Source organism: Pseudomonas sp. Leaf129 (assembly GCF_001423465.1).
In the GTDB taxonomy this organism is placed as follows: domain Bacteria; phylum Pseudomonadota; class Gammaproteobacteria; order Pseudomonadales; family Pseudomonadaceae; genus Aquipseudomonas; species Aquipseudomonas coleopterorum.
The window spans coordinates 509,904-534,836 of record NZ_LMOC01000006.1; the positions used below are offsets into that span (position 1 = coordinate 509,904).

Sequence of the window (24,933 nt, forward strand, 5' to 3'; positions counted from 1 at the left end):
GCCTTTCAGAAGTCGATCTTGCCACGCCCGGCCTTGATCGCGCCCCGCTTGGTCTTGCCTTCCAGGCGGCGGGTCTTGGAGCCCAGCGTGGGCTTGGTCGGCCGCCGCTTCTTCTCGACCTTGGTGGCCATCAGAATCAGCTCACGCAAGCGCTGCAACGCATCGGCCCGGTTCTGCTCCTGGGTACGGAACTGCTGCGCCTTGATCACGATCACGCCATCACCGGTGATCCGGCTGTCACGCAGCGTCAGCAGCCGCTCCTTGTAGAACGGCGGCAACGACGAGGCGCCGATGTCGAAGCGCAGATGCACCGCGCTGGAAACCTTGTTGACGTTCTGCCCACCCGCGCCTTGCGCGCGGATGGCGCTGAGTTCGATTTCAGCGTCGGGCAAATGGACGGCGTTGGAGATTTCCAGCATGCGGCACTCCGCTCAGAACAGGGGTTTGGGCTTTAGGCGATAGCACAGGTACATCCCGCCGACCCACAGTGGAATCGCATACACCGAAATGCGAATACCCGGAATCATCAACATGATGATCAAGATGAACGCCACGAACGCCAGGCACAGGTAGTTTCCGTACGGATACCACAGCGCCTTGAACAAAGGCACCTGGCCCTGGCGCTGCAGGTGCTGGCGGAACTTGAGGTGCGAGTAGCTGATCATCGCCCAGTTGATCACCAGGGTCGCGACCACCAGCGACATCAACAGCTCCAGCGCCTGCTGTGGCACGAAGTAGTTCAACGCCACGGCCACCAGCGTGATTGCCGCCGACACCAGCAGCGCACGTACCGGTACGCCGCGTGCATCCACCTTGGCCAGCGCGCGCGGTGCATCGCCCTGCTCGGCCATGCCCAGCAGCATGCGGCTGTTGCAGTAGGTGCCGCTGTTGTACACCGACAGGGCCGCGGTCAGGACCACGAAGTTGAGCACATGCGCCGCCGTGTCGCTGCCCAGCATCGAGAACACCTGCACGAACGGGCTGCCGCTGTAGGCGTCGCCCGAGGCATTCAGGCTGGCCAGCAGGCCATCCCACGGGGTCAGCGACAACAGCACCACCAGCGCGCCGATGTAGAAGATGAGAATACGGTAGATCACCTGATTGATGGCCTTGGGGATCACCGTCTTCGGGCTGTCCGCCTCGGCCGCCGTGAAACCGAGCATTTCCAGGCCGCCGAACGAGAACATGATGATCGCCAGGGCCATGACCAAGCCGCCGACACCGTTGGGGAAGAAGCCGCCATGCTCCCAAAGGTTGCTGACACCTGCCTGCGGACCACCATTGCCGCTGACCAGCAGGTAGCTGCCCAGGGCGATCATGCCGACAATCGCCGCCAACTTGATGATGGCGAACCAGAACTCGGCTTCCCCGAACACCTTGACGTTGGTCAGGTTGATGGCATTGATCATCACGAAGAACACCGCGGCCGATACCCAGGTCGGTATCTCCGGCCACCAGTAGTGCACGTATTTGCCGACGGCGGTCAGCTCCGACATGCCCACCAGGATGTACAGCACCCAGCAGTTCCAGCCCGACAGGAAACCGGGAAACCGGCCCCAGTAGCTGTGGGCGAAGTGACTGAAGGAACCGGCGACCGGCTCCTCGACGATCATCTCGCCCAGCTGGCGCATGATCAGGAAGGCGATGAAGCCGCAGATGGCGTAACCCAGGATCATCGACGGCCCGGCCGATTTGAGCACGCCCGCAGACCCCAGGAACAACCCGGTGCCGATGGCTCCGCCCAGGGCGATCAATTGGATGTGGCGATTCTTCAGCCCACGCTTGAGCTGGTTTGGTTCAGTCATCAGGGAGAAGTCACTTGTTCAATGCTTGAAGTATCGAAGGCGCAATAGCCTATCGCTTCACGCTGGTGTTCTGTGGGAGCGGGTCTCTGCCCGCGAAGAGGCCCCCACCGACACCCCACAAAAAAACGCCAACCCTGGAAGGTTGGCGCACGTGGACATCAGCTGTCCTTACTCAGGCTTGGGCTTGCGACGGCCGAAGCCTGGACGCTGACCCGTGCCCGCTGCCGGGCCACGACGATTGCCCGAAGGCGCGTCGTCCACCAGCTTGATGCCCGGACGCTTGGCCGCAGGCTTGGCACCTGGCTTGCCCGGACGCTTGTTCATGTCCGCCGGACGCTCAGCCACAGGCGTGCCACGGCCACTGTCCTTGCGCGAAGCCGGTGCCGAATCGCCACGCGGCTGGCGAGCCGGGCGCTGTTCGGTGGACGGCGCGCCGTCGTGGGCCGGACGCAGGGTACGCACACGCTCGCCACGGCCCATCGGGCGCGAGGATTTGCGCTGCATGCGCTCCAGCTTGTCCTTGGTCTTGGTTGTCATCGACGGCATGGCGACCGCAGCCAGGCCCACCTCGGCGCTCAGGGTATCGACTTCACCCTGGGTCAGCTCACGCCACCGGCCCATCGGCAGGTCGGAATTAAGGAACACCGGACCGAAGCGCACACGCTTGAGGCGGCTGACCACCAGGCCTTGGGATTCCCACAAGCGACGCACTTCACGGTTACGGCCTTCCATGACCACGCAGTGGTACCAGTGGTTGAAGCCTTCACCGCCCGGTGCTTCCTGGATGTCGGTGAAACGCGCAGGGCCGTCTTCCAGGATCACGCCGTTCTTGAGGCGCAACAGCATGTCTTCGTCGACTTCGCCGCGTACACGTACGGCGTACTCGCGGTCCATTTCGAACGAAGGGTGCATCAGGCGGTTGGCCAGTTCGCCATCGGTGGTGAACATCAACAGCCCGGTGGTGTTGATGTCCAGGCGGCCGACGTTGATCCAGCGGCCTTCGCGCGGGCGCGGCAGGCGGTCGAATACGGTCGGGCGGCCCTCAGGGTCGTCGCGGGTGCAGATTTCACCGTCGGGCTTGTTGTAGATGATCACGCGGCGCACGGTTTCCGAGGCTTCTTCGCGCTTGATCACCTTGCCGTCCACGGTGATGGCGTCGTGCAGATCGACGCGCTGGCCGAGGGTGGCGACCTTGGCGTTGACCTTGATCCGGCCTTCGCTGATCCACGCCTCTACGTCACGGCGCGAACCCACGCCGATACGGGCCAATACTTTCTGCAGTTTTTCGCCGGCGGGGCCGATTTCCTGGCTGCCGTCTTGCTGATCGAGATCTTTCATCGTAAGCACCTCCCGGTGGGTCGAATGGAATACTGCTCGGCGCAGGCGCGCCGGAGGGCCGCGAATGATACGCGCAACACGGGTGTTGCGCATCCAAGGCTAGCCGATTTTTTCAGCCTTTCTTTTTTTTCCGCTTGGCGGTGCCCTTCATGTCCTTCAGGCGTTGTGCCGCCTGCTCGTTCACGTCGCGGCGCTCATCCTTGTCCATCTTCTTCCAGGCCTTGCACTCAGGCTTGGTCCGTCCGCAGGCGATGCAGGTGTCATCGGTGAACTTGCAGACGCTGATACAGGGGTTCTTGCTGCTCATGGATAACGGTACTCGAGGATGGCCGAATCGTTTGGACAACGGCCCCGCCAAATCGCGCCCACAAAAAAAGCGACCCTAAGGTCGCTTTCTTTGTTCGCTTCGAAGAGTTCAAGGGCCTCGAAGCTGTGTATGGCGCAGCGGACGGGACTCGAACCCGCGACCCCCGGCGTGACAGGCCGGTATTCTAACCGACTGAACTACCGCTGCGTATCGCTCGGACTTGCGTCCGTTTGAAACCTGTTGATCGAGAACTCTCGAGTTTCTCGATCGCTGACCCGGCGAACCGAATCAGTGTATAAAATGGCGCAGCGGACGGGACTCGAACCCGCGACCCCCGGCGTGACAGGCCGGTATTCTAACCGACTGAACTACCGCTGCGCAGTGTGTGCTCTCGAACTTCAGCACGTCTTGCTTGGTGTAGCGTTCTCAGCTGCATTTCAACGAAATGGTGGGTGATGACGGGATCGAACCGCCGACCCTCTGCTTGTAAGGCAGATGCTCTCCCGGCTGAGCTAATCACCCTTTGCTTCGCTGAGGCCGCGAAATTTACGCAGGTACCGAACCTAAGTCAATACCCTGTATGAAGTTTTTTTGAAAAAGGTGTCAAACCCCAGAGCTTGTGAAACCTTGCGGACCTCTTCGCGGGCAGAGGGCTCGCCGCCCGCCCCGCCCCCACACAACCCCAGTTCATCCGAGGACCCTGTGGGAGCGGGCTCTGCCCGCGAAGAGGCCTTCAGCCCTTACAGCGCAGCCAGCCCGCGCGCGAGATCGGCCTGCAGGTCGCCCACGTCTTCCAGGCCTACCGCCACCCGGATCAGGCTGTCACGAATACCTGCCGCTTCGCGCTCGGCTGGCGACAGGCGCCCGTGCGAGGTGGTGGCCGGGTGGGTGATGGTGGTCTTGCTGTCACCCAGGTTGGCGGTGATGGAGATCAAGCGCGTGGCATCGATGAAGCGCCAGGCGCCCTCCTTGCCTCCCTTGACCTCGAAACTGACCACTGCGCCGAAACCCTTGGTCTGACGCTTGGCCAGCTCGTGCTGCGGATGGCTCGCCAGACCCGAGTAATGCACCTTCTCGATCCCGTCCTGCGCTTCCAGCCACTCGGCCAGCGCCTGGGCACTGGCGCAATGGGCACGCATGCGCAGGTTGAGCGTTTCCAGGCCCTTGAGGAAGATCCAGGCGTTGAACGGGCTCAGGGTCGAACCGGCGGTGCGCAGGTAACCGAGCACCTCGTTCATCTCCTTGCTGCGCCCACACACCGCGCCGCCCATGCAACGACCCTGGCCGTCGATGAACTTGGTCGCCGAGTGCACGACGATGTCGGCACCCAGAACCAGCGGCTGCTGCAAGGCCGGCGTGCTGAAGCAGTTGTCGACCACCAGCATCGCACCACCGGCCCTGGCCACCGCGCTCAGGGCGGTGATGTCGACCAGTTCGGCCAACGGATTGGACGGCGACTCGACGAACAGCAGCTTGGTGTTAGCCTTGATGGCCCGCTCCCAGCCGCCGACGTCAGCCAATGGCACGTAGTCCACCTCGATGCCGAAGCGCTTGAAGTACTTCTCGAACAGGCTGATGGTCGAGCCGAACACGCTCTGCGACACCAGCACATGGTCGCCCGCGCTGCACAGGCTCATGACCACCGCAGTGATCGCCGCCATGCCGGTGGCGAAACCGACGGCCTGCTCGGCGCCTTCCAGGGCGGCCAGGCGCTCCTCGAAGGAGCGCACGGTGGGGTTGGTGTAACGCGAGTAGACGTTACCCGGCACTTCGCCGGCAAAACGCGCCGCGGCATCGGCCGCGGTACGGAAAACGTAGCTGGAAGTGAAGAACAGCGGATCGCTGTGTTCGCCTTCCGGCGTGCGGTGCTGGCCGGCGCGAACGGCCAGGGTGTCGAAGGACACCCCTTCCAGATCGCTATCCAGTCGCCCGGCATCCCATTCCTGTGTCATGCCGTTGCTCCCAATCAGTTGTTGTAGAGGTCTATGATCGCGCTGACCGCCTGAGACTTGCTCTTATTGGAGTCATTGCGCGCCTGTTCGATCTTGTTCAGGTAGAACTCGTCGATATCGCCGGTGACGTACTTGCCGTCGAACACCGCGCAGTCGAAGTTCTCGATCTTGACCTTGCCGCCACCGACCGCGTCGATCAGGTCGGGCAGGTCCTGGTAGATCAGCCAGTCGGCACCGATCAGATCGGCCACTTCCTGGGTACTGCGGTTGTGCGCGATCAACTCATGCGCACTCGGCATGTCGATGCCGTAGACGTTCGGGTAGCGCACGGCTGGAGCAGCCGAGCAGAAATAGACATTCTTGGCGCCCGCTTCGCGCGCCATCTGGATGATCTGCTTGCAGGTGGTGCCGCGTACGATCGAGTCGTCCACCAGCATCACGTTCTTGCCGCGGAATTCCAGCTCGATGGCATTGAGCTTCTGGCGTACCGATTTCTTGCGCGCAGCCTGGCCGGGCATGATGAAGGTACGGCCGATGTAGCGGTTCTTGACGAAGCCTTCGCGAAACTTCACGCCCAAATGGTTGGCCAGTTCCAGGGCTGCGGTGCGGCTGGTGTCCGGGATCGGGATGACCACGTCGATGTCGTGCTCGGGACGCTCGCGCAGGATCTTGTCGGCCAGCTTCTCGCCCATGCGCAGACGTGCCTTGTACACCGAGATGCCATCGATGATGGAGTCTGGACGTGCAAGGTAGACGTGTTCGAAGATGCACGGCGCGTATTGCGGGTTGGGTGCGCACTGGCGAGTGTGCAGCTTGCCGTCTTCGGTGATGTACACCGCTTCGCCCGGTGCGAGGTCGCGGATCAGGGTAAAGCCGAGCACGTCCAGGGACACGCTTTCGGAAGCGATCATGTACTCCACGCCTTCGTCGGTGTGCCGCTGGCCGAACACGATCGGGCGGATCGCATGCGGGTCGCGGAAACCGACGATACCGTAGCCGGTGATCATGGCCACTACTGCGTAACCGCCGGTGCAGCGCTTGTGCACGTCGGTGACGGCCGCAAACACGTCTTCCTCGGTAGGCTGCAGCTTGCCGCGCACCGCCAGTTCATGAGCGAAGACGTTGAGCAGCACTTCGGAGTCGGAGTTGGTGTTGACGTGACGCAGGTCCGATTCGTAGATCTCCTTGGCCAGCTGCTCGACGTTGGTCAGGTTGCCGTTGTGCGCCAGGGTGATGCCGTAGGGCGAGTTGACGTAGAACGGCTGGGCCTCGGCCGAGGTCGAGCTGCCTGCCGTGGGATAGCGCACATGGCCAATACCCATGTGCCCGACCAGCCGCTGCATATGGCGCTGCTGGAAAACGTCCCGTACCAGCCCGTTGTCCTTGCGCAGGAACAACTTGCCATCGCTACTGGTAACGATACCGGCAGCATCCTGGCCGCGGTGTTGGAGGACCGTTAGCGCGTCATACAGCGCTTGATTGACGTTCGACTTACCGACGATACCGACGATGCCACACATGCGACGCAACCCCTACTTAATGAATCTGAACTGAGCACCACTCACTGCGCTTTCGCGGCAGGCAAGAGGTGTTCCTTGAACGGAATGTCAGCCGGTGCGCTGATTCCGCTGGCGAGCCACTGACTGGACATCCCCAGGATGAGGTTTTTCGACCAATCAGCAACCAAAAGAAATTGCGGCAGCAGGCGTGATTCCTGCCACCAGGCATCCTGTTGAACCGGCCCCAGGCTCAGCAGTCCGGCGGCCACCACCACCAGCAAGCCACCGCGCGCGGCGCCGAAGACCATGCCCAGAAAGCGGTCGGTGCCCGACAGTCCGGTGACGCGAATGAGTTCGCCGATCAGGTAGTTGACCATGGCGCCAACCAGCAAGGTGGCCACGAACAGCACGGCACAGCCTGCGATGACACGTGCCGATGGCGTCTGGATGTAATTTTCGAAGTAACCGGCGAGCGAACCGCCGAACAGCCAGGCCACGCCACCTGCGACTATCCACGTGACCAGCGACAGGGCTTCCTTGACGAAGCCGCGTGTCAAGCTGATCAGTGCGGAGATGGCGATGATCGCAATGATCGCCCAGTCGACCCAGGTAAATGCCACGGTGCGGCCTGCATACGGATAAGGCGGCGCATTTTAGCAGAGCGCGGGCGCGGTAGTAAGCGGCGATTGTCGCCTGCACCGCAGCGCGCCCCTTCGCGACCGCTGACCGCTCCTTCAGCTTCCCGCAGCAGCGCTCAGCGGCCGCGAAGAAAGCGACACGATCCAACGGCGGACCAAGTCCTCAGCCGCGCTCAGGCTCGAAGCGCACCACGAAACCCTGCAGCTTCTGCTGGCGATTGATCACATCGCGCAGCCGTTCGGCCTCGGCGCGTTCGACCAATGGCCCGACGAATACCCGGTTCTTGCCATCGGCCGAGCGCACGTAGGCGTTGTAGCCCTGTGTACGCAAGCTCTTCTGCAGAGCGTCGGCACCGGCACGGTTGGACAGACTGGCCAACTGCACCGACCAGCTGACCGGCAGCCCGTTGGGGTCGATCTTGCTGGCGGTGTCCGGCTTGGCAGCCGGTGCCACCTTGGCGGCTGCAATCGGTGCCGAGGGCTGCACCGATTCCACTGGCTTCTTCGCAGCTGCGGCAGGCGCTGTGGGCACCGGCTGGATGGGCTGGCTCGGCGCGCTCGCCTGCACCGGGGCCTGCTGAGGCACTGGCTCGGACTCGATGATCTGCGGCTCGGGCACGGCAACCGGCTCGACCTGTACCTGTGGCGCGGCCGGCGCCTGGGGTGCTGCCGGGGCCTGCACCTGAACCTGGCGCACGGTGTCGTCCTGCCGCGAAAACAGCATCGGCAGGAAAATCACCGCCAGCGCGATCAGCACCAACGCGCCGATCATGCGCTGCTTGAACACCTTACTGGGCAATGCCATCCACGTTCTCCCGTTCTACGTTGCCATACATCCATTTCAAGGCCTGGGCGACACAGTGGAACGAGCCGAACACCAGAATCTCGTCACCCTCGCCCGCTGCTTCGCACTGCGCTTCGAGCGCATCGGCGAGGCTGCCATGAGACGTCGTGGTGGCGCCAAGGTTCAGGAGTGCAGCATTCAACTCGGCGGCTGGCCGGGTGCGAGGCGTTTTCAGCGGTGCCACCGCCCAGTCGGCGATGACAGGAACCAGTGGCTCGACTACGCCGGCCAGATCCTTGTCGGCCAGCAGGCCGAACACCGCCAGACGCCGGCCCGTCAGAGGCTGGCGGGCCAGACGCTCGGCCAGGAAGCGCGCAGCGTGCGGGTTGTGCCCTACGTCCAGGAGAATCTCGACCGTCTTGCCTGCCACGTTCACCCGGTGGCGATCCAGGCGACCGGCCACGCGGGTGTGCGCCAGTGCCCACCCGATGCGCGCGGCGTCGCGCGGCAGATCCAGGGCGACGTAGACTTGCAGGGCCAGCGCCGCGTTCTCCAGCGGCAGGCTGGGCAGCGGCAACGACAGCAGCTCGACCGGGTAGCCTTCGACGTCCACGCCTCGCCACGACCAGTGATCGTCATGCTCGGTGAAATCGTAGTCGCGACCACGCAGATAGAGCGGACAGCCCAAGGTGGCCACCTGATCGAGCAATGGCTGTGGAGGATCGATATCGCCGCACAAGGCCGGCACGCCGGCACGCAGGATACCGGCCTTCTCGAAGGCCACCGACTCGCGGGTATCGCCCAGGTATTCGGCATGATCCAGACCGATGCTGGTGATCACGGCGAGGTCGGCATCCACCAGGTTGACGGCGTCGAGCCGACCACCCAGGCCGACTTCCAGAACCACGGCGTCGAGCTCGGCACGCTGGAACAACCAGAACGCGGCCAGGGTGCCCATCTCGAAATAGGTCAGGGTGGTCGCACCACGCGCCGCTTCAACGGCCGTGAACGCTTCGCACAACTGGGCGTCGGTGGCCTGCTGGCCATCGATCACGACCCGCTCGTTGTAGCGCAACAGATGCGGCGAGGCATAGACCCCGACCTTCAGCTCGCGGTCCTGCATCAGTGCAGCGATGTAGGCGCAGGTCGAACCCTTGCCGTTGGTGCCGGTGACCGTCACCACACGTTCGGCCGGCTTGCCCAGGCCCAGGCGTTGCGCGACTTCGCGGCAACGGTCCAGGCCCATGTCGATGGCCGCCGGATGCAACTGCTCCAGGTAGGCGAGCCACTGGCTCAGGCTACGCTCGGTCATACGTTGGCAGGCGCCGGTGGCACCACGATGGGCTCGATCGGAGCGGCCACGTACGTGGGCGTCGGCAGGCCCATGAACTGAGCCAGCAGGCTGCCCAGACGCGGACGCAGTTCCTGGCGCGAAATGATCATGTCGATGGCGCCATGTTCGATGAGGAACTCGCTGCGCTGGAAGCCTTCGGGCAGCTTCTCGCGCACGGTCTGTTCGATCACGCGCGGGCCGGCGAAACCGATCAGCGCCTTGGGCTCGGCAACGATTACATCACCCAGCATGGCCAGACTGGCGGAGACGCCACCGTAGACCGGGTCGGTCAGCACCGAAATGAACGGAATACCCTCTTCGCGCAGGCGCGCCAGGACCGCCGAGGTCTTGGCCATCTGCATCAGCGAGATCAGGGCTTCCTGCATGCGCGCACCACCGGAGGCGGCGAAGCAGATCATCGGGCAGCGATTTTCCAGGGCATAGTTGGCAGCGCGCACGAAGCGCTCGCCGACGATGGCGCCCATGGAGCCACCCATGAAGGAAAATTCGAAGGCGCTGGCCACCACCGGCATGCCCAGCAGGGTGCCGCTCATGGAGATCAGCGCATCCTTTTCACCGGTCTGCTTCTGCGCGGCGGTCAAGCGATCCTTGTACTTCTTGCCGTCGCGGAATTTCAGGCGATCGACCGGCTCCAGATCGGCGCCCAGCTCGGCACGGCCCTCTTCGTCGAGGAAGATATTCAGGCGCGCGCGCGCACCGATACGCATGTGGTGGTTGCACTTGGGGCAGACGTCGAGGGTCTTCTCCAGCTCCGGACGGTACAGCACTGCTTCGCAGGACGGGCATTTGTGCCACAGGCCTTCGGGCACCGAGCTTTTCTTCACTTCCGATCGCATGATCGAAGGGATCAGCTTGTCTACCAACCAGTTGCTCATGCTTTATTTCTCCAGTACCGGGGACTGCTGGCCTGGCCAGGTCCCGCGCATGCTCTTGAGCGTGTTCAGATATGAAACGAATGCGTGGGCGAGCGTGGCGCAGGCTTGATACCTGCGTGCCGCGCGTTTCGCGAAACGTATGGACGGTGCCGGGCAGCGCGCCGTCACATGCCGCTCCCACGCACCGCCTTGATGAAAGCGTCGATCTTGCCGTGGTCCTTGATGCCCTTGCTCGACTCGACCCCGCCGCTGACATCCACCGCCCAGGGTTTGACCTGCGTGATGGCCTGGGCGACGTTGCCCGCGTGAAGCCCGCCGGCCAGCACGATCGGCTTGTCCAGGTGCTCGGGCACCAGCGACCAGTCGAAGGCTTCGCCAGTACCGCCGGGCACGCCGGCCACGAAGGTGTCGAGCAGAATGCCGCTGGCGTTGCGATAGGCGCGGCAAGCTGCCTGCAGGTCGTCGCCGGGGCGCACCCGCAGGGCCTTGATGTACGGACGGTGGTAACCCTCGCACTCGGCCGGCGTTTCGTCGCCATGGAACTGCAGCAGGTCCAGCGGCACGGCATCGAGGATTTCGCCCAACTCGCAGCGGCTGGCGTTGACGAACAGGCCCGTAGTGGTCACGAACGGCGGCAGCGCGGCGATGATCGCGCGGGCTTGCTGGACGTTCACCGCCCGCGGACTTTTGGCATAGAACACCAACCCGATCGCATCGGCACCGGCGTGCGCAGCGGCCAAAGCATCCTCTATGCGGGTAATACCGCAGATTTTGCTGCGAACGGCTGACATGTCGGCGAGTACCTCGACTTGGCTAGGGAACGGCGGATGTTAGCAAATGCTGTCGGTAACGTCAGCCAGTGTGTCGAACCCGGTCAGGAAGTGCGGGCCGATGTAGCGTTCGGGCAGAGGAAACTCGTCACGGTACTCGACCTGCACCAGGTACAACCCGAACGGATGGGCAGTGACACCGCCGGTCCTGCGCACCCGGCTCTGCAACACTTGCGCAGCCCACTCGATGGGCCGCTCGCCGGTTCCGATGGTCATCAGCACGCCGGCGATGTTGCGCACCATGTGGTGCAGGAAGGCATTGGCGCGCACGTCGATGACGATCATCTTGCCGTGCTGGGTGACCCGCAGGTGATGCAGTTGCTTGATCGGTGACTTGGCCTGGCACTGACCGGCGCGGAAGGCGCTGAAATCATGGGTGCCGACCAGCGCCTGTGCGGCGGCAGCCATGCGGGTGACGTCCAGCGGGCGGTGATTCCAGGTGATTTCCTCGCCCAGGTGGGCGGGCCTGATCTGGTCGTTGTAGATGACGTAGCGGTAGCGTCGGGCGATGGCCTTGAAGCGCGCGTGGAAATTGGGCGGCATGACCTTGGCCCAGGTGACGCTGACGTCGTGGGGCAAGTTGATGTTGGCGCCCATTACCCAGGCTTTCATGCTGCGTTCGGCCTGGGTGTCGAAGTGCACCACCTGGCCGCAGGCGTGAACCCCGGCGTCGGTGCGGCCGGCGCACATCAGCGAGACGGGCGAGGCTGCGACCTTGCTCAGAGCGTCTTCGAGGGTTTCCTGAACGGTACGCACGCCCGACGCCTGGCGCTGCCAGCCGCGATAGCGCGAGCCTTTGTACTCCACACCCAGCGCGATACGGTAAAAGCCGTCGGCCGCCGATTCGGCGGCCGAGTTGTCGATGTTTTGCACGAAGTTGCAGCCTGTTGGTTAAGCGATGGCGGCGATTATACCGGATCCTGAAATTGCGGCGCCTGGTCCGCCGCCTTCGCGGGCAGAGCCCGCTCCCACAGGGGGCCGGCGACGGCACCCCCGGATTATCGGCTGATACGCCCCAGCATCTCGCGTGCCTCACCCTGCTGCCCGGCGCTGCCTTCCTTCAACACTTCGCCGAGAATGTCGCGGGCGCCATCGTTGTCGCCCATCTCGATGTAGGCACGGGCCAGGTCCAGCTTGGTACCGGCCTCGTCGCCCCCGTCGAGGTAGTCGAAATCATCTTCGCCTTCGATCGGCGGGAGGTCTTCGGGTTTGGGTGGCGTGGCGAACGGTTCGGCCATGGGCGTGCGCGCAAAGCCGTCGGAGAGTTTTTCCAGCTCCGCGTTGATCTCGGTCAGGCGCGATTCCGGTGTTTGCGGCTCTTGAGCATCTTCGGCCAGAGACAGGTCGAAATCTTCCGGCAACGTGGTGTCGTTGTCGTCGGCCGGGCTCGCGGCTGCCGCTTTCTGTTCGGCCAGCAGGGTGTCGAAATCGATGTTGCTGTCCGTGGTGGGCGCGGTGTCCTGAGTGTCGTCCAGGTTCAGATCGAAATCGGTGTCGAAGGTACCGTCCAGCGAATCGGCCGCGCCAGGCTCGTCCTGCAGCAGCTGCTTGACATACTCCGCATCCATTTGCGCAGCAACCGCCGCCGCACCGGCAGCTGCCGCAGCGGCACCGAGCATGGCCGGGAAGCGGGTCTTCAAGCGCTCGACATCGGCGTGGTTCTGGCCCGTGGCAATCAGCTGTCGCTCCTGACTGACGAAACCATCGCGGTCACCTTGCAAGCCGTAGACTTCCATCAGCTTCAAGCGCAGGTCGCTGCGCTTGGGCTCACGTTCGGTCGCAGCTTCCAGCAATTCGGCGGCGTGATTGAGACGGCCCCGGGCAATGCTCTGTTCCACTTCCGCGAACAGACCTTCATCGGTGTCGATGCTGGGGCGCAGTGGCGGCGTGGGCAGTACGGTCTGCTCAGGCGCCGCAGCGAACGTGGAAGGCGCGGCGCTGGCTCGGGCGCCGGCTACCGAGGCGGCGACCATTGCCGGGGTCAGGTGCACGGTCGCGGCCGGGCGCTCCAGCCCTTCGAAGCTGTTGGGCGGCAGGTCGAGGTCAGGGCCGTGGTCCGGCTCTTCGGCCAGGGCACGGGCCATGCGCATGTGCTTTTCGGCTTCCTGTTGCGCCTTGCGGCGGCGGGCCAGCAACAGCAGCAGTAACAGCAGCGCGGCCAGGGCGCTGGCACCGACCACCATCAGCAGGGTGGAATTGTCGGCGGGCTGGTCGGAAGCGGCGTCGTCGGCCGGATCGTTGACGGCGTCCAGCGGCTCACCCTGAGGCGCTACCGGCGTACTGGCGGCAGCGTCCGGGTTGACCTGTTCGGTGGCACCCGGCACGGTCGGTGCCGGAACCAGCTCGGCGTTGGTTGTCGCAGTGGGGTCACCGGTGGCAGGCGCGCTGCCATCGGCTGTGGGCGCCAGCGCCTCGGCCGGGACCAGGGCTTCGGCAGGCACCGGCACATCGGCGCCAGCCGCCTGCATCTTGGCCAGTTGGTCGTTTTTGAGCTGGATCAGCTTCTGCAACTTGTCGAGCTGGCTCTGCAGATCGGCGTTGCGGCTGCGCAGTTCTTCGTTGTCACGCCGGGTGGCATCCAGCGCTTCCTGGGTCACGGCAAGCTTCTGGTCCAATGCCTTGGCATCGCCTGCCGGACCGTTGGCCTCGCTGGCACCCGACACCAGGCTGAGGTTGTCCTGCGGCGGCGCAGCGGCCGGGGCTGGCGTGCCATTGCCGCGCCGCGTGGCGTCGACCTGCTGGGCACGCGGGCCCAGCCGACGGCCTTCGCGCCACGCAGCATTCTGTCGCGCGACTTCGGCCACTGCCGGCCCAGGCGCAGTGGCCGATGTCTGTTGCACGTCAGGCATGCGCAGGACCTGCCCGGTCTTGAGACGGTTGATGTTACCGTCCAGGAACGCGTCGGGGTTGAGCGCCTGGATGGCCAGCATGGCCTGCTGGACCGAACCGCCCTGGCGATTGCGCGCGGCGATTTCCCACAGCGTATCGCGCGAACCGGTTGTGTAGGACGCCTGGTTGACGGTGGCCGCCGGCGCACTCACTGCAGGTCGAGGAGCGTTCTGCGCGGCTTGCGCGGCCTGCGGAGCAAACTGCGCCGGATCGAGCAGCATGCTGTAGTCGCGCAGCAGACGACCGCTGGGGAAGTTGACCTGAACCAGAAACTTCACCAGCGGCGCGGACAAGGGTTGGGTCGAGGTCACACGGATGACGCTGCGGCCATTGGCGTTGATCACCGGCGTGAAGCGCAGGCTGTCCAGAAACGCCTGGCGCTCGACGCCCGCCTTGCTGAACTCCTCGGCCGGGGCCAGCACGGGCTGGACCTCGGCGGCGCTCAGACCGCGCACGTCGAGCAGTTCTATCTCGGCCAGCAGAGGCTGGTTCACCGCGGACCTGAGGGTCAATTCCCCCAGCTCCAGGGCGTTGGCGATACCGGAGGACAACGCCGAAGCGGCAGCCATTGCTAACACCAGTTTGCGAACTTGAACCATGGCCTAATCCTTGTTTGAACATTCCTCGGCAAGCGAGAAGAAGCTTGCACTGTCGCACGAACGACTGTTACACGCGATCAGCTGGGCAAAGCGTGCCAACTCTCTGCAAATTGTCGGCAAGTATCTTTTAGCCATGACCTTTAATCAACAACTCGGCCACTTGTACCGCATTCAGGGCTGCACCCTTGCGCACGTTGTCCACCGTGGCCCACAGGCTCAGCGCCTGAGGATCATCGATGCCGGTACGCACACGGCCCACGTACACCACGTCCTGGCCCACCGCATCGCCCACCGCTGTAGGGTAGTCGTCTTCCACCGTTTCGATACCCGGCGCTGTCGCCAGGACCTGGTTGACGGCGGCAAGGTCGAGCGCGGTGCCGCTCTGCACGGCGATGCTGTAGCTGTCGCCGAAGAACACCGGGGCCTGCACGCAGGTCACCGAAATCTTCAAGGTCGGCATGCCGAGCAGCTCACGCAGTTCGCTCACCAGACGGCGTTCCAGCGGCACATGGCCCTGCGCGTCGGGCGTGCCAACCTGCGCCAGCAGGTTGAAGGCCATCTGGCGGTCGAAGAAGCGCGGCTCCAGCGGCCGTACATTGAGCAGTTCGGCAGTCTGCCGGGCCAGTTCGCTGACCGCTTCGCGACCAAGGGCCGACACGGCCAGGCACGCCGTGACGTGGACCTGCTGAAGATCCATCACAGCGCGCAGGGGCGCCAGGATCACGGCCAGGGCAATGGCGGCGGCGCTGGGGCTGGCCACCTGCACGGGCACCGGTAGATCGGCAAGTATGGCGGCGTTGGCTTCCGGCACCACATTGGGTGCCTCGTTCACCGGCAGGCCGCCCGAAAGATCGATGATCGTGCAACCGGCCGCCGTCGCACGCGGGGCGAAGCTGCGGGTCACTGCGGGACCGGCCGCGAAAAACACCCATTTGACCAGACTGAAATCGAACTGATCGACTTCACGCACACGCACGTTCTTGCCGCGATACGCCACCGACGCGCCAGCCGATTCGCTGCTGGCCAGCAGATGCAACGCGCCGACCGGAAAGTCCCGTTCTTCCAGCACCTGCACAAGCGTTTCGCCGACCGTACCGGTGGCGCCGATCACGGCGATGTCGAAAGTCTGGGGCATGGGCAGGGTCCTCGAAGTATGAACAGGCCGCGCACTCTATCGGTTATCGACCGTTTTGTCCGCGTCGCATCCCGTAGCAGCGGTCATCGGCCGCGAAACTGACGCCGTGGCTCGTCTGAACCAGCGCGGCGCACTCTTCGCGGCTACGGACCGCTCCTACGAACATGCGCACGTCAGAAGTAGCAGCGGTCATCGGCCGTGAACGGTGCGATGCGATCGCTCAGTCCTTTTTGTCTCTTTTGAACGCCGCTTCGAGCGCGTCGTTGATCGTGCGCAGCACCTTGACCCGTGCCCAACGCTTGTCATTGGCCTCCACCAGCGTCCAGGGCGCCACCTCGCTGCTGGTGCGGTCGACCATGTCGCCCACGGCATCGCGATAGGCGCCCCATTTCTCACGGTTGCGCCAATCGTCTTCGGTGATCTTGAAACGCTTGAAGGGGATCTGCTCGCGCTCCTTGAAGCGCTCGAGCTGGGTCTGCTCGTCGATGGCCAGCCAGAATTTGACCAGCACCACGCCGGCCTCGGTGAGTTGTTCTTCGAAGTCGTTGATTTCGCTGTAGGCTCGCATCCAATCAGACGCACTGCAAAAACCCTCGACCCGTTCCACCAGTACCCGGCCATACCAGGACCGGTCGAACACGGTGAATTTGCCGCGCGCCGGCAGCTGGCGCCAGAACCGCCACAGGTAGGGCTGGGCCAGTTCGTCCTGAGTGGGCGCGGCGATGGGCACGATGTGGTACTGGCGCGGGTCCAGCGCAGCGGCGACGCGTTTGATCGCACCGCCCTTGCCGGCCGCATCGTTGCCTTCGAACACGGCCACCAAGGCATGACGGCGCATGCGCTTGTCGCGCATCAGCCCGGCCAGACGCGCCTGCTCGGCGATCAGTTGGCGTTCGTAATCGTCTTTTTCCAGCCGCTTGCTCAGGTCCAGGCTGCCGATCAGGCTGCGCTTGTCGATGCTCTCGCCCAAAGTGGCCACAGCCTGAGCCTTGGGTTTGGCAGGCGCCTTGAGGGCGGCCTGCAAACCCTCCAGAAGAATCTGTCCAACCGCCAGGCTGCGGTAGTGGGCATCGGCACCTTCGATCACATGCCACGGCGCATAGTCGCGGTCGGTCCTGCGGACCACGCGTTCGCCGAAGCGCACGAAGCGGTCGTAGGTTTTGGATTGTTGCCAGTCCAGCGGGCTGATTCGCCAACTGTGCAATGGATCGTCACGCAGCGACTTGAGCCGCGCCTTCATCTGCTGTTTGGACAGATGGAACCAGAATTTGAAGATCAGCGCGCCTTCGTCGTAGAGCATCCGCTCCAGCCGCTGCGCACCGTTGATGGCCTGTTCCAGACGGCCGTCCTTGATATCGCCATGGACGCGATCCTGGATCATCTGGCTGTACCAGTTGCCGAAGAACACGCCCATGCGGCCCTTGGCCGGCAGCTGACGCCAGTAGCGCCAGGCCGGTGGGTGGGCGAGTTCTTCGTCGGTCTTGTCGTCGAAGGTCCGCACCTCGATCAGGCGCGGGTCCATCCATTCGTTGAGCAACTTGACCGTCTCGCCCTTGCCGGCCCCTTCGACCCCATTGATCAGCACGATCACCGGAAAGCGCGCCTGCTCCTTGAGCTCGTACTGGGCCTCCAGCAGCGCTTCGCGCAGGGCTGGCAAGCGCGCTTCATAGGTGTCCTTGTCGATGGCATGACCAATTTCGGCAGATTCGAACATGGGGCAGGCATTCCTCGTCGGTTAGCTTGACTGAACCTCGCTGGGCTCGGCGCTACGCTGCGTATCGCTATTGAAGCCGACCTGTTCGAGCAGGGTTAGTTCGGCAAGCAAGGTGTTCTCGGCGTCCTGGCGACGCCGGGCGATGTCGTTGGCGCGGCGCAGGTAATCACCACTGCTGCCCGGCTCCTGGCTGTCATCGAGCGCAGTGAGTTCGTCGGCGAAGGGCGCCAGGCGCACCTCCAGGGTTCGTGCGTAGCGTTCGCGCAGGTAGTCGGCCCAGAAGGTCTGACGCGGCATGAACGTCGCGAATGCCGATCCGTTTTCGGCTTGCAGGACCTCGGTCTGCGCCGCGTCGTAGATCTCGACACCAATGCCGGCAGTCGCCGCATACGCCATGCTGTGCGGCTGCCCGGGCAAGCTCAGACGACGAGCCAGGTAGGTCCGCAAGGCCATGCGCACTTCCGCTTCATCGACGACGATGCCCCGGCGTCGGCGCTCGGTGATGATACGGCGGGCGATGGCTTCGAGCTGGTCGAGCCTGAACAGCCCACGGGCCAGTTCATAAAGACGCTGGCCACGCTGCGCCCAAGTGGCGCCTTGCAGGGCGTCGTGCTGCAGCACCTGCACCTCCATGTCACTGAACATCAGCCGCTCGCCATCCACGCAGGTGTCCAACTGCTCGGCCATGGTATAGAGACGCTGGCGCAACTGACGATTCGCGGAGGCACCGACGATGACGTTCCACACGCGCCGCGTCATTTCGGCCGCATTGCTGATGAAATCCGGCGTACGGCGCAGATTGTCGATCAGGTCGATGAAGGCCGCCGACCCCTCTTCTTCGGTCAGTCCCTGCCAAAGCTGCGCCCGATGGCGTCGCTCCACTTCACTTGCACCCTGCAGCCAGGGGTCGACCGCAGGCCGTCCCACCCGAGTCGGACGGACGTCGTTGGTGCGGTGGGTATAAAACTGGAACCGTCGTTGCGGCCGTGCGCTGCCCAGCTGACGCAGCGTTTGAGTGTCCAACGAATTATGATCGAGAAAGACATCGACACTGCGCTCCTCGGCCATTTCGGTAAATACTGCATCGGGGATGTGACGCAGTCGAGTGCGGTACAGGTTCAAGGTACGCAACGCTGGCAGGCGCGAAGCCCACTGCGGCCAATGAGGCAGAGCCAGGCCTGCCAGGTTCAGTTGCTGAAGCTGGGCGAAGCCGCTGGACGAAGCGATCTGGCCCACGGTGTTGCCGCTCAGGTTCAGCATGCTCAGATTGGGCAGGCGGCCAAGCCGGTCGAGTAACGCCTGATCCAGGGTCAGATTGCACAACGTCAAGTCCAGCTCGGTCAGTTGAGTCAACCGATCGACCGCTTCGGGTAGATGGCCGAGGGCGCATTCACGCAGCGTCAAACTGCGCAGTTGCGCAAAGCTGCCCAATAGGTTGGTCAGCGCCTGAGCATCTATCGTGCTGCCGGTCAGGTTCAGGTGTGTGACGAAGCGCAGGTCAGCGCTCAGGGCGGGAAAGTCGAGCAGCGGCACGTAGGTGAGGTTGAGGTAATAGTTGAAGCCATGGGCGGCGCGCTCGGAGGGCAGTTGGCGGCGCCAGGCAATGTCCAGGCGTGCCGTGACGTCGGCGCGGTAGTACACCAGGTCGCCGCTGCTGGCGTTGTACCGCGCCGGTAGATTGGCCGGCGCCGGTCGACGGGACCAGGCTTCCAGTTGAGCGTGCATTTGCCCGCGCTCGTAGGTGAGGTTGTCCAACCCCTGCATGATGCCGGCGCGACTCATGCCGGTCTCCTCGTACAATCCCAATAATTCGCGCGCGGCCCGTTCGCTGGTGCCGGGGTAGACACGACGAATGCGCGCCACCAGCACTCGGCGCGACAGGGCCACCTCGCGCCGGCCGCTCATGGGGTAACCCACGCGCCCGTATCCATCGCGCATCGGTGCTCTGAAGCGATCCGGTGACGGCGTCTGCCCCAGCCAGCGGGCACAGTCGTCGCGATGGGCGAAAGCGTAGTCACGCACCGCATCGGCCTGGGCGGTTTCACCCAGCACCACCTTGATGGCCTGCTCCAGCTCGAGGCTGTCCACCGACTGCGCGACGCTGAAGCACAGGCCTTCGAACGCGCGGTTCAGGCGTTGGCACTGCTGATAGATGCGGGCACGTTCGGCCAGTTTCAGGGGAATGCGGCGGTTGGACAGCATCTGCGCCTGTTCGCCCGGCGGTACATCAAGCAACACCTCTTCGGCGGCTGCCACGCTCAGGGCAGGAAAATCGCGACGAATCAGTTGGCTGGCAGGGCCGCTGCCGAAATGGGTGGCGTCGTAGAGTGCTTCGAACCGGGCCTGAGCGGCGTCGTCGGCCAGTCCGGCGCTTTGCACCTGACGATGCAGGGCGAAGCGTTGCAGCGCGTCGGTCAGCAGGGCGGCGGGTTGATCGGCCTGGGCATGGATGTCGTCCAATGCGGCCTGTGGCAGACCGGTGCTGGCCAGGGCATGGTGAAGATCCTGCGGCTCCATGCCTGACAGCCGCCAGCCCAGGCGGTCACGTAGCGTAGTGCCAGGTGCCTCGGGTTGCTGCTCGGCGGCCAGTCGCCAACCCGTACTGGTTTCTTCAATAAGGGGCTCATAGGCCTGTGTGTCGCTTGGGTGAGTGATGCGCCATTGCCGGTAGCGATCGTCGAAGCGCAGGTCGTGGACGCGACCATCGATGACTACGCTGTCACGCGTTTCATCGTGGTAGAGGCGATCGGTTTCTGGCAGCAAATCGGCAGGCAAGGCCTGAACGGCGACGTATTCGTCCAGGTTGGGATGCCAGAGATGGTGGCGACCGTCAGTGAGCGTTACCGGTATCAGCTCTGCCAACTGGGTCTGGGCAGCCACTTCGGGCACTTTGGGCGCTATCCATGTCCGGCCGGCGTGCACGACGCCAGCGAAGACCGCCATGGTCGCCAGGTTCTCGGCCACGCTCATGACGTGGGTGAACGCGGCGTGGTCATCGCCCTGGCGCCAATCGTCGATGCCGCTGAGCACCTCATGCAGCAACTGTGCGGCAGCGCAGGCGAGCATCGCCGTACCCAGTGCCGGGACCAGCAGCCCGGCAATATTGAGCAGGGTCATGCCGGCACCCAGGTACCGTCGGCGCTCACGCTCCAGGGCAATGGCGTCTTCATCGGCGGTCGGCACCGCCATCACTCGGGCATCCTGGTAGACCTTGATCAAGCGATCGCTGTGCTGCAACTCGAAAAGATCGCCCAGCACCGGGCGCTTTTCCAGGTTCAGGTGCTGTTGCCAATCGCCAGCCGGGTTGTCGAGCCGTTGCAGCAGACGCTGGATGAACGGTGCGGCGAACTTCTCGCCAACCAGTGCGCCGAAATAGCTTCGGTAATCGGTCTGCTTCAGCTTCTCTCCCAATGCTGCGGCGAAGGCCTTGAACGACGGGTATAGCTTGACCGGATGATCCGGCTCGCCCGGCATCAGCACCACGCAGCGGCCATCCACGGTCGATTCGATCAACTGCACGCCGTAGAGCGCCACGGCGGCGAAATCGGCGCTGCCCAGCAGACGCAGCCAGTGATAGCGCACCGCGTTGCCCGCCCAGGCCGGCGTTGCACCTTCGGCAACCTGCAGGAGCATGCGGTAGGCATCTTCGTCGATATCGTCACGCAACCGGGCGATGTGGGTCAGCACCGCAAAGTGGGCGCGATCATTGCGCTTGAACAATGCCGCCACGTGTTCGGGTTTGAGCACCTTATCCAGATGAGCCTGGTACTGCTTGCCCAAGTCCAGGCTGCGGCACATCGTGGTGAATCGCTTCGGATCGATGGAGATCGCCGGCTTGTCGCTGCGGGCGCGGAAATCGATGTCCTTGTCGGCCGTGACGTACTCGACCCCGCCGACCGGCAGCACCATCGAACCCTGCGCAAACTGCAGGTTCGCCTCGAAGTTCTGCATGGCGGCAACCAGCAGGTTCTGCTCGATGGGCCAGCGGTGGCTGAAACCCATCCCAACGTTGTGCATGGCGCGCACCAACGAATAACGACGCGGGTCGATGTCGAGTTGAAACTGCTCGCGGATCGCTTCGCTTACCAGGTCGGCGCAGAACTCGGTGACATCGCGCAACTCGGCCAGCACTGGAGCAAGGGCCAGCTTGGCGGCATGGCTCTCGTTCTGACTGGCGCTCAAGGCCTGGCGCATCGCCGGGCTGGCCTGGGCCAACCAGGTGGGCAGCCGCTGCGCGACGATGCGTGCGTGGCGACTGTCTCGGGCACTGGCCGCTTCACTCATTGGGGGGTAGATCGTGTGCATGCTCGGCTCCTTGCCGAAAGAGGAAGCGTGCACGGTAGCCAGTGCGGAACCTGCCGGGACGTGTATTAATCACCACCTGAAGACGGCCATGAGCTGCGCTGCGGCCCAAGCGTCCTTGCGCTCGCGAACCCGGGCCTGCGCGTTACAATGCCCGCTTGCCCATTGCCGAAGCCGTCATGAAAACCCCGAGCCTTCTCGCCCAGCTGGACTGGACCGACACCGGTCACCCTCGATCGCGCGCCTTTGGCGACGTGTATTTCGCCGCCGACGGCCTGGCCGAAACCCGCCACGTGTTCATCGAGCAGAATCAGTTGGCCGCACGCTTCGCCGCCCTTCCGGACGACGGTCGTCTGGTGATCGGGGAGACCGGCTTCGGCACCGGGCTGAGTTTTCTCTGCGCCTGGCAATGTTTCGCTGCCTCGGCCGCACCGGGCGCCCGTCTGCATTTCATCAGCGTGGAAAAATACCCCCTGAGCGCCGCCGACTTGACCCGTGCCCTGGCGCTGTGGCCGGAAATGTCGGCCTACAGCGACGCACTGCTGGCGCAGTATGTGGCCGTGCATGAAGGCTTTCAACGCTTGGTCTTCGACGGCGGCCGGGTCACCCTGACGCTGCTGATCGGCGATGCGCTGGAGCAGCTGCCATGCCTCGAGGGCCAGGTCGACGCCTGGTTTCTTGATGGTTTCGCCCCGGCGTGCAACCCCGACATGTGGACCCCCGAGCTGTTCGCCGAGCTGGCGAGGCTGGCGGCGCCCGGGGCGACGCTGGCAACGTTCACCAGTACCGGCTGGGTGCGCCGCGGTCTGGCGGCGGTCGGCTTCAAGATGAAACGGGTGCCGGGCATCGGCAACAAATGGCATGTGTCCCGAGGCGTGTTCCTGGGCGATAGCGGCGCGCCTGCGCCTGCGGCCAAGCCCTGGTTCGCCCGCCCCGAGCCGCTCACGGGTGAGCGCCACGCGCTGGTCATCGGTGCCGGCCTGGCAGGGTGTGCCACCGCAGCCAGCCTGGCGGCGCGCGGCTGGCGCGTGTCGTTGCTCGAACGGCATGCCGAGGTCGCCCAGGAAGCGTCGGGTAATCCCCAGGGCGTGCTGTATCTGAAACTCTCGGCCCACGGCACGGCGCTTTCCCAGTTGATCCTGGCCGGCTTCGGTCATACCCGTCGCCTGCTCGAACAACTGCAACGCGGGTACGACTGGGACGCCTGCGGCGTGCTGCAACTGGCCTTCGACGCCAAGGAAGCGCAGCGCCAGCAGCAACTGGCCGATGCATTCCAACCCGAACTGCTGCACCGACTGGATCGTCTCGAAGCTCAAGCGCAGGCAGGTGTCGAACTGCCCAGCGGCGGTCTGTTCTACCCTGAAGGTGGCTGGGTCCACCCGCCGGCGCTGTGCGAGCATCTGGCCCGCCATCCGCGCATCACCTTGCTGCGCCATCATGACGTGGCCGAACTGCGCTACCTCGACGGTCAATGGCAGGCCTTCGACGGTGACCACCACCTGGCCAGTGCGCCAGTGGCCGTGCTGACTTGCGCCGCCCAGGTCAGTGCCTTTGCCCAGACCGCCGCGCTGCCGCTCAAGCGCATTCGCGGACAGATCACCCGCCTGCCCGAAACGGCGCGCAGCGCTGCGCTGTCGACGGTGGTCTGCGCCGAAGGCTACGTCGCCCCTGCCCGTTCGGGCGAACACACGCTGGGCGCCAGCTTCGATTTCCACAGCGACGACCTGACACCGACCCAGGCCGACAACCTCGACAACCTGGCGCTGCTCGAGGCCATTTCCCCGGATCTGGCGAGTCGCATCGACAGCGCCTCAATGCCTATCGAGCAACTGCAAGGCCGGGCCGGATTTCGCTGCACCAGCCCTGACTACCTGCCCATCATCGGGCCGGTGGCCGACGCTCAGGCCTTCGCCGAGCGCTTTGCGATCCTGGCCAAGGACGCCCGTCAGGTGCCCGAGCAGCCTTGCCCGTGGCTGCCGGGGCTGTACGTGAACAGCGGGCATGGCTCGCGGGGGCTGATCACTGCCCCGCTGTCGGGTGAACTGATCGCTGCCTGGCTGGACGACGAGCCTTTGCCTCTGCCACGCGAGGTGTCCTGGGCGTGTCATCCGAATCGCTTCGCGCTGCGGCGCCTGATACGCAACAAAGCTTGAACCTGCTCGGGGGCCGGTACTCACAGTCACAGCCCCCTCCGCTGCCGAGGCGTGAGCGTCGCGGCTTCACCGTCATGAAGAAACCAGCCCATGTTGCGTATCCAGGGTTTGCACAAGACCTACTCCACACCGCAAGGCCCGCTGCCCGTGCTGCAAGGCATCGACCTGCACCTGGGGCGTGGCGCCAGCCTGGCCCTGATGGGTGAATCGGGCAGCGGCAAAAGTACCCTGCTGCACCTGGTGGCCGGTCTGGATGTCGCCGACAGCGGGCGAATCGAAGCCGCCGGGCAGGTGCTTACCCAGATGAGCGAACGGGAACTGGCGCGCTGGCGGCGCTGCGACATCGGCCTGATCTTCCAGCAGTTCAACCTGATCGGCAGCCTCAGCGTGGCCGACAACCTGGCCTTCCAGGCCCGTCTGGCCGGACGCCTGGACCCTCAGTGGCAGCGCGAACTGGCCGAACGGCTGGGCCTGTCGGCCCTGTTGCAGCGCTACCCCGAGCAACTGTCCGGCGGGCAGCAGCAGCGCGTGGCCCTGGGCCGCGCCCTGGCCTCGCGCCCGCCCCTGTTGCTGGCCGACGAGCCCACCGGCAACCTCGACGAGGCCACCAGCGAACAGGCGCTGGACCTGATGCTGGAGCTGCTGCAAACCACGGGCAGCACGCTTTTGATGGTGACTCACAGCCCGCTGGTGGCTGCGCGCCTTGAACATCGCGTGGTGCTCAAGGCCGGCCGCATCGTCGCCTGGGCGGATCGCTGA

Annotated in this window: 18 protein-coding genes and 3 tRNA genes; 2 read left to right on the forward strand and 19 right to left on the reverse strand. The window is 64.4% G+C overall.

The window, feature by feature from the left end; translation table 11 throughout:
* Positions 1-5 precede the first annotated feature (5 nt).
* The 19 genes from arfB to ASF66_RS10465 all read right to left on the reverse strand — a co-directional run bounded on the left by arfB (position 6) and on the right by ASF66_RS10465 (position 22,024).
* A complete protein-coding gene (gene arfB / locus ASF66_RS10375; protein ID WP_056843783.1) occupies positions 6-419 on the reverse strand; it encodes an alternative ribosome rescue aminoacyl-tRNA hydrolase ArfB in 414 nt (137 codons plus the stop codon).
* A gap of 12 nt (positions 420-431) precedes the next feature.
* A complete protein-coding gene (locus ASF66_RS10380) occupies positions 432-1,805 on the reverse strand; it encodes an amino acid permease (RefSeq protein ID WP_056843784.1) in 1,374 nt (457 codons plus the stop codon).
* A gap of 168 nt (positions 1,806-1,973) precedes the next feature.
* Positions 1,974-3,143, reverse strand: coding sequence for a 23S rRNA pseudouridine(2605) synthase RluB (gene rluB, locus ASF66_RS10385; protein WP_056843785.1), 1,170 nt, complete (start codon positions 3,141-3,143; stop codon positions 1,974-1,976).
* A 112-nt stretch (positions 3,144-3,255) separates the two neighbouring features.
* The gene (locus ASF66_RS10390; protein WP_056843786.1) at positions 3,256-3,450 is read right to left on the reverse strand and encodes a DUF1289 domain-containing protein; all 195 of its coding nucleotides are present in this window, start codon (positions 3,448-3,450) and stop codon (positions 3,256-3,258) included.
* A 130-nt stretch (positions 3,451-3,580) separates the two neighbouring features.
* Positions 3,581-3,657: transfer RNA gene (locus tag ASF66_RS10395), tRNA-Asp, on the reverse strand.
* 94 nt (positions 3,658-3,751) lie between these two features.
* A tRNA-Asp gene (locus ASF66_RS10400) sits at positions 3,752-3,828 on the reverse strand.
* Positions 3,829-3,896: 68 nt separating this feature from the next.
* Positions 3,897-3,972 (reverse strand) — tRNA-Val (locus ASF66_RS10405).
* A 218-nt stretch (positions 3,973-4,190) separates the two neighbouring features.
* Positions 4,191-5,402, reverse strand: a complete 1,212-nt coding sequence (locus tag ASF66_RS10410) for an O-succinylhomoserine sulfhydrylase (protein ID WP_056843787.1) — start codon at positions 5,400-5,402, stop codon at positions 4,191-4,193.
* A gap of 14 nt (positions 5,403-5,416) precedes the next feature.
* Positions 5,417-6,922 (reverse strand): amidophosphoribosyltransferase, encoded by a 1,506-nt coding sequence (gene purF, locus ASF66_RS10415; protein ID WP_056843788.1) that lies wholly within the window; start codon positions 6,920-6,922, stop codon positions 5,417-5,419.
* Between the two features lie 41 nt (positions 6,923-6,963).
* Positions 6,964-7,521, reverse strand: coding sequence for a CvpA family protein (locus ASF66_RS10420; RefSeq protein ID WP_049862174.1), 558 nt, complete (start codon positions 7,519-7,521; stop codon positions 6,964-6,966).
* A gap of 181 nt (positions 7,522-7,702) precedes the next feature.
* Positions 7,703-8,344, reverse strand: a complete 642-nt coding sequence (locus ASF66_RS10425; RefSeq protein WP_049862175.1) for an SPOR domain-containing protein — start codon at positions 8,342-8,344, stop codon at positions 7,703-7,705.
* Complete coding sequence (folC, locus tag ASF66_RS10430; RefSeq protein ID WP_056843789.1) at positions 8,328-9,635, reverse strand: bifunctional tetrahydrofolate synthase/dihydrofolate synthase; 1,308 nt, start codon at positions 9,633-9,635, stop codon at positions 8,328-8,330. Before folC ends, ASF66_RS10425 begins: the two co-directional genes overlap by 17 nt.
* Positions 9,632-10,552, reverse strand: a complete 921-nt coding sequence (gene accD, locus ASF66_RS10435; RefSeq protein ID WP_049862177.1) for an acetyl-CoA carboxylase, carboxyltransferase subunit beta — start codon at positions 10,550-10,552, stop codon at positions 9,632-9,634. Before accD ends, folC begins: the two co-directional genes overlap by 4 nt.
* A gap of 164 nt (positions 10,553-10,716) precedes the next feature.
* Positions 10,717-11,343 (reverse strand): phosphoribosylanthranilate isomerase, encoded by a 627-nt coding sequence (locus ASF66_RS10440; RefSeq protein WP_049862178.1) that lies wholly within the window; start codon positions 11,341-11,343, stop codon positions 10,717-10,719.
* Positions 11,344-11,382: 39 nt separating this feature from the next.
* The gene (gene truA, locus ASF66_RS10445) at positions 11,383-12,255 is read right to left on the reverse strand and encodes a tRNA pseudouridine(38-40) synthase TruA (protein WP_056843790.1); all 873 of its coding nucleotides are present in this window, start codon (positions 12,253-12,255) and stop codon (positions 11,383-11,385) included.
* A gap of 125 nt (positions 12,256-12,380) precedes the next feature.
* Positions 12,381-14,870 carry a FimV/HubP family polar landmark protein gene (locus ASF66_RS10450; RefSeq protein ID WP_056843791.1) on the reverse strand — a complete coding sequence of 830 codons (2,490 nt, stop codon included), beginning with the start codon at positions 14,868-14,870 and terminating at the stop codon, positions 12,381-12,383.
* Between the two features lie 127 nt (positions 14,871-14,997).
* On the reverse strand, positions 14,998-16,005 hold the full coding sequence (locus tag ASF66_RS10455; protein ID WP_056843792.1) for an aspartate-semialdehyde dehydrogenase: 1,008 nt from the start codon (positions 16,003-16,005) through the stop codon (positions 14,998-15,000).
* A gap of 220 nt (positions 16,006-16,225) precedes the next feature.
* Positions 16,226-17,719, reverse strand: coding sequence for a polyphosphate:AMP phosphotransferase (gene pap, locus ASF66_RS10460; protein WP_056843793.1), 1,494 nt, complete (start codon positions 17,717-17,719; stop codon positions 16,226-16,228).
* Positions 17,720-17,740: 21 nt separating this feature from the next.
* Complete coding sequence (locus ASF66_RS10465) at positions 17,741-22,024, reverse strand: NEL-type E3 ubiquitin ligase domain-containing protein (RefSeq protein WP_082484625.1); 4,284 nt, start codon at positions 22,022-22,024, stop codon at positions 17,741-17,743.
* A gap of 176 nt (positions 22,025-22,200) precedes the next feature.
* On the opposite strand from ASF66_RS10465, the gene mnmC reads away from it, so the two are divergent.
* Complete coding sequence (gene mnmC / locus ASF66_RS10470; RefSeq protein WP_056843795.1) at positions 22,201-24,174, forward strand: bifunctional tRNA (5-methylaminomethyl-2-thiouridine)(34)-methyltransferase MnmD/FAD-dependent 5-carboxymethylaminomethyl-2-thiouridine(34) oxidoreductase MnmC; 1,974 nt, start codon at positions 22,201-22,203, stop codon at positions 24,172-24,174.
* A 90-nt stretch (positions 24,175-24,264) separates the two neighbouring features.
* Complete coding sequence (locus ASF66_RS10475; RefSeq protein ID WP_056843796.1) at positions 24,265-24,933, forward strand: ABC transporter ATP-binding protein; 669 nt, start codon at positions 24,265-24,267, stop codon at positions 24,931-24,933.

Coding starts and splice junctions, on each gene's coding strand:
- arfB (WP_056843783.1), bottom strand. CDS start 419: ATGCTGGAAATCTCCAACGCCGTCCATTTGCCCGACGCTGAAATCGAA.
- ASF66_RS10380 (WP_056843784.1), bottom strand. CDS start 1,805: ATGACTGAACCAAACCAGCTCAAGCGTGGGCTGAAGAATCGCCACATC.
- rluB (WP_056843785.1), bottom strand. CDS start 3,143: ATGAAAGATCTCGATCAGCAAGACGGCAGCCAGGAAATCGGCCCCGCC.
- ASF66_RS10390 (WP_056843786.1), bottom strand. CDS start 3,450: ATGAGCAGCAAGAACCCCTGTATCAGCGTCTGCAAGTTCACCGATGAC.
- ASF66_RS10410 (WP_056843787.1), bottom strand. CDS start 5,402: ATGACACAGGAATGGGATGCCGGGCGACTGGATAGCGATCTGGAAGGG.
- purF (WP_056843788.1), bottom strand. CDS start 6,922: ATGTGTGGCATCGTCGGTATCGTCGGTAAGTCGAACGTCAATCAAGCG.
- ASF66_RS10425 (WP_049862175.1), bottom strand. CDS start 8,344: ATGGCATTGCCCAGTAAGGTGTTCAAGCAGCGCATGATCGGCGCGTTG.
- folC (WP_056843789.1), bottom strand. CDS start 9,635: ATGACCGAGCGTAGCCTGAGCCAGTGGCTCGCCTACCTGGAGCAGTTG.
- accD (WP_049862177.1), bottom strand. CDS start 10,552: ATGAGCAACTGGTTGGTAGACAAGCTGATCCCTTCGATCATGCGATCG.
- ASF66_RS10440 (WP_049862178.1), bottom strand. CDS start 11,343: ATGTCAGCCGTTCGCAGCAAAATCTGCGGTATTACCCGCATAGAGGAT.
- ASF66_RS10450 (WP_056843791.1), bottom strand. CDS start 14,870: ATGGTTCAAGTTCGCAAACTGGTGTTAGCAATGGCTGCCGCTTCGGCG.
- ASF66_RS10455 (WP_056843792.1), bottom strand. CDS start 16,005: ATGCCCCAGACTTTCGACATCGCCGTGATCGGCGCCACCGGTACGGTC.
- pap (WP_056843793.1), bottom strand. CDS start 17,719: ATGTTCGAATCTGCCGAAATTGGTCATGCCATCGACAAGGACACCTAT.
- ASF66_RS10465 (WP_082484625.1), bottom strand. CDS start 22,024: ATGCACACGATCTACCCCCCAATGAGTGAAGCGGCCAGTGCCCGAGAC.
- mnmC (WP_056843795.1), top strand. CDS start 22,201: ATGAAAACCCCGAGCCTTCTCGCCCAGCTGGACTGGACCGACACCGGT.
- ASF66_RS10475 (WP_056843796.1), top strand. CDS start 24,265: ATGTTGCGTATCCAGGGTTTGCACAAGACCTACTCCACACCGCAAGGC.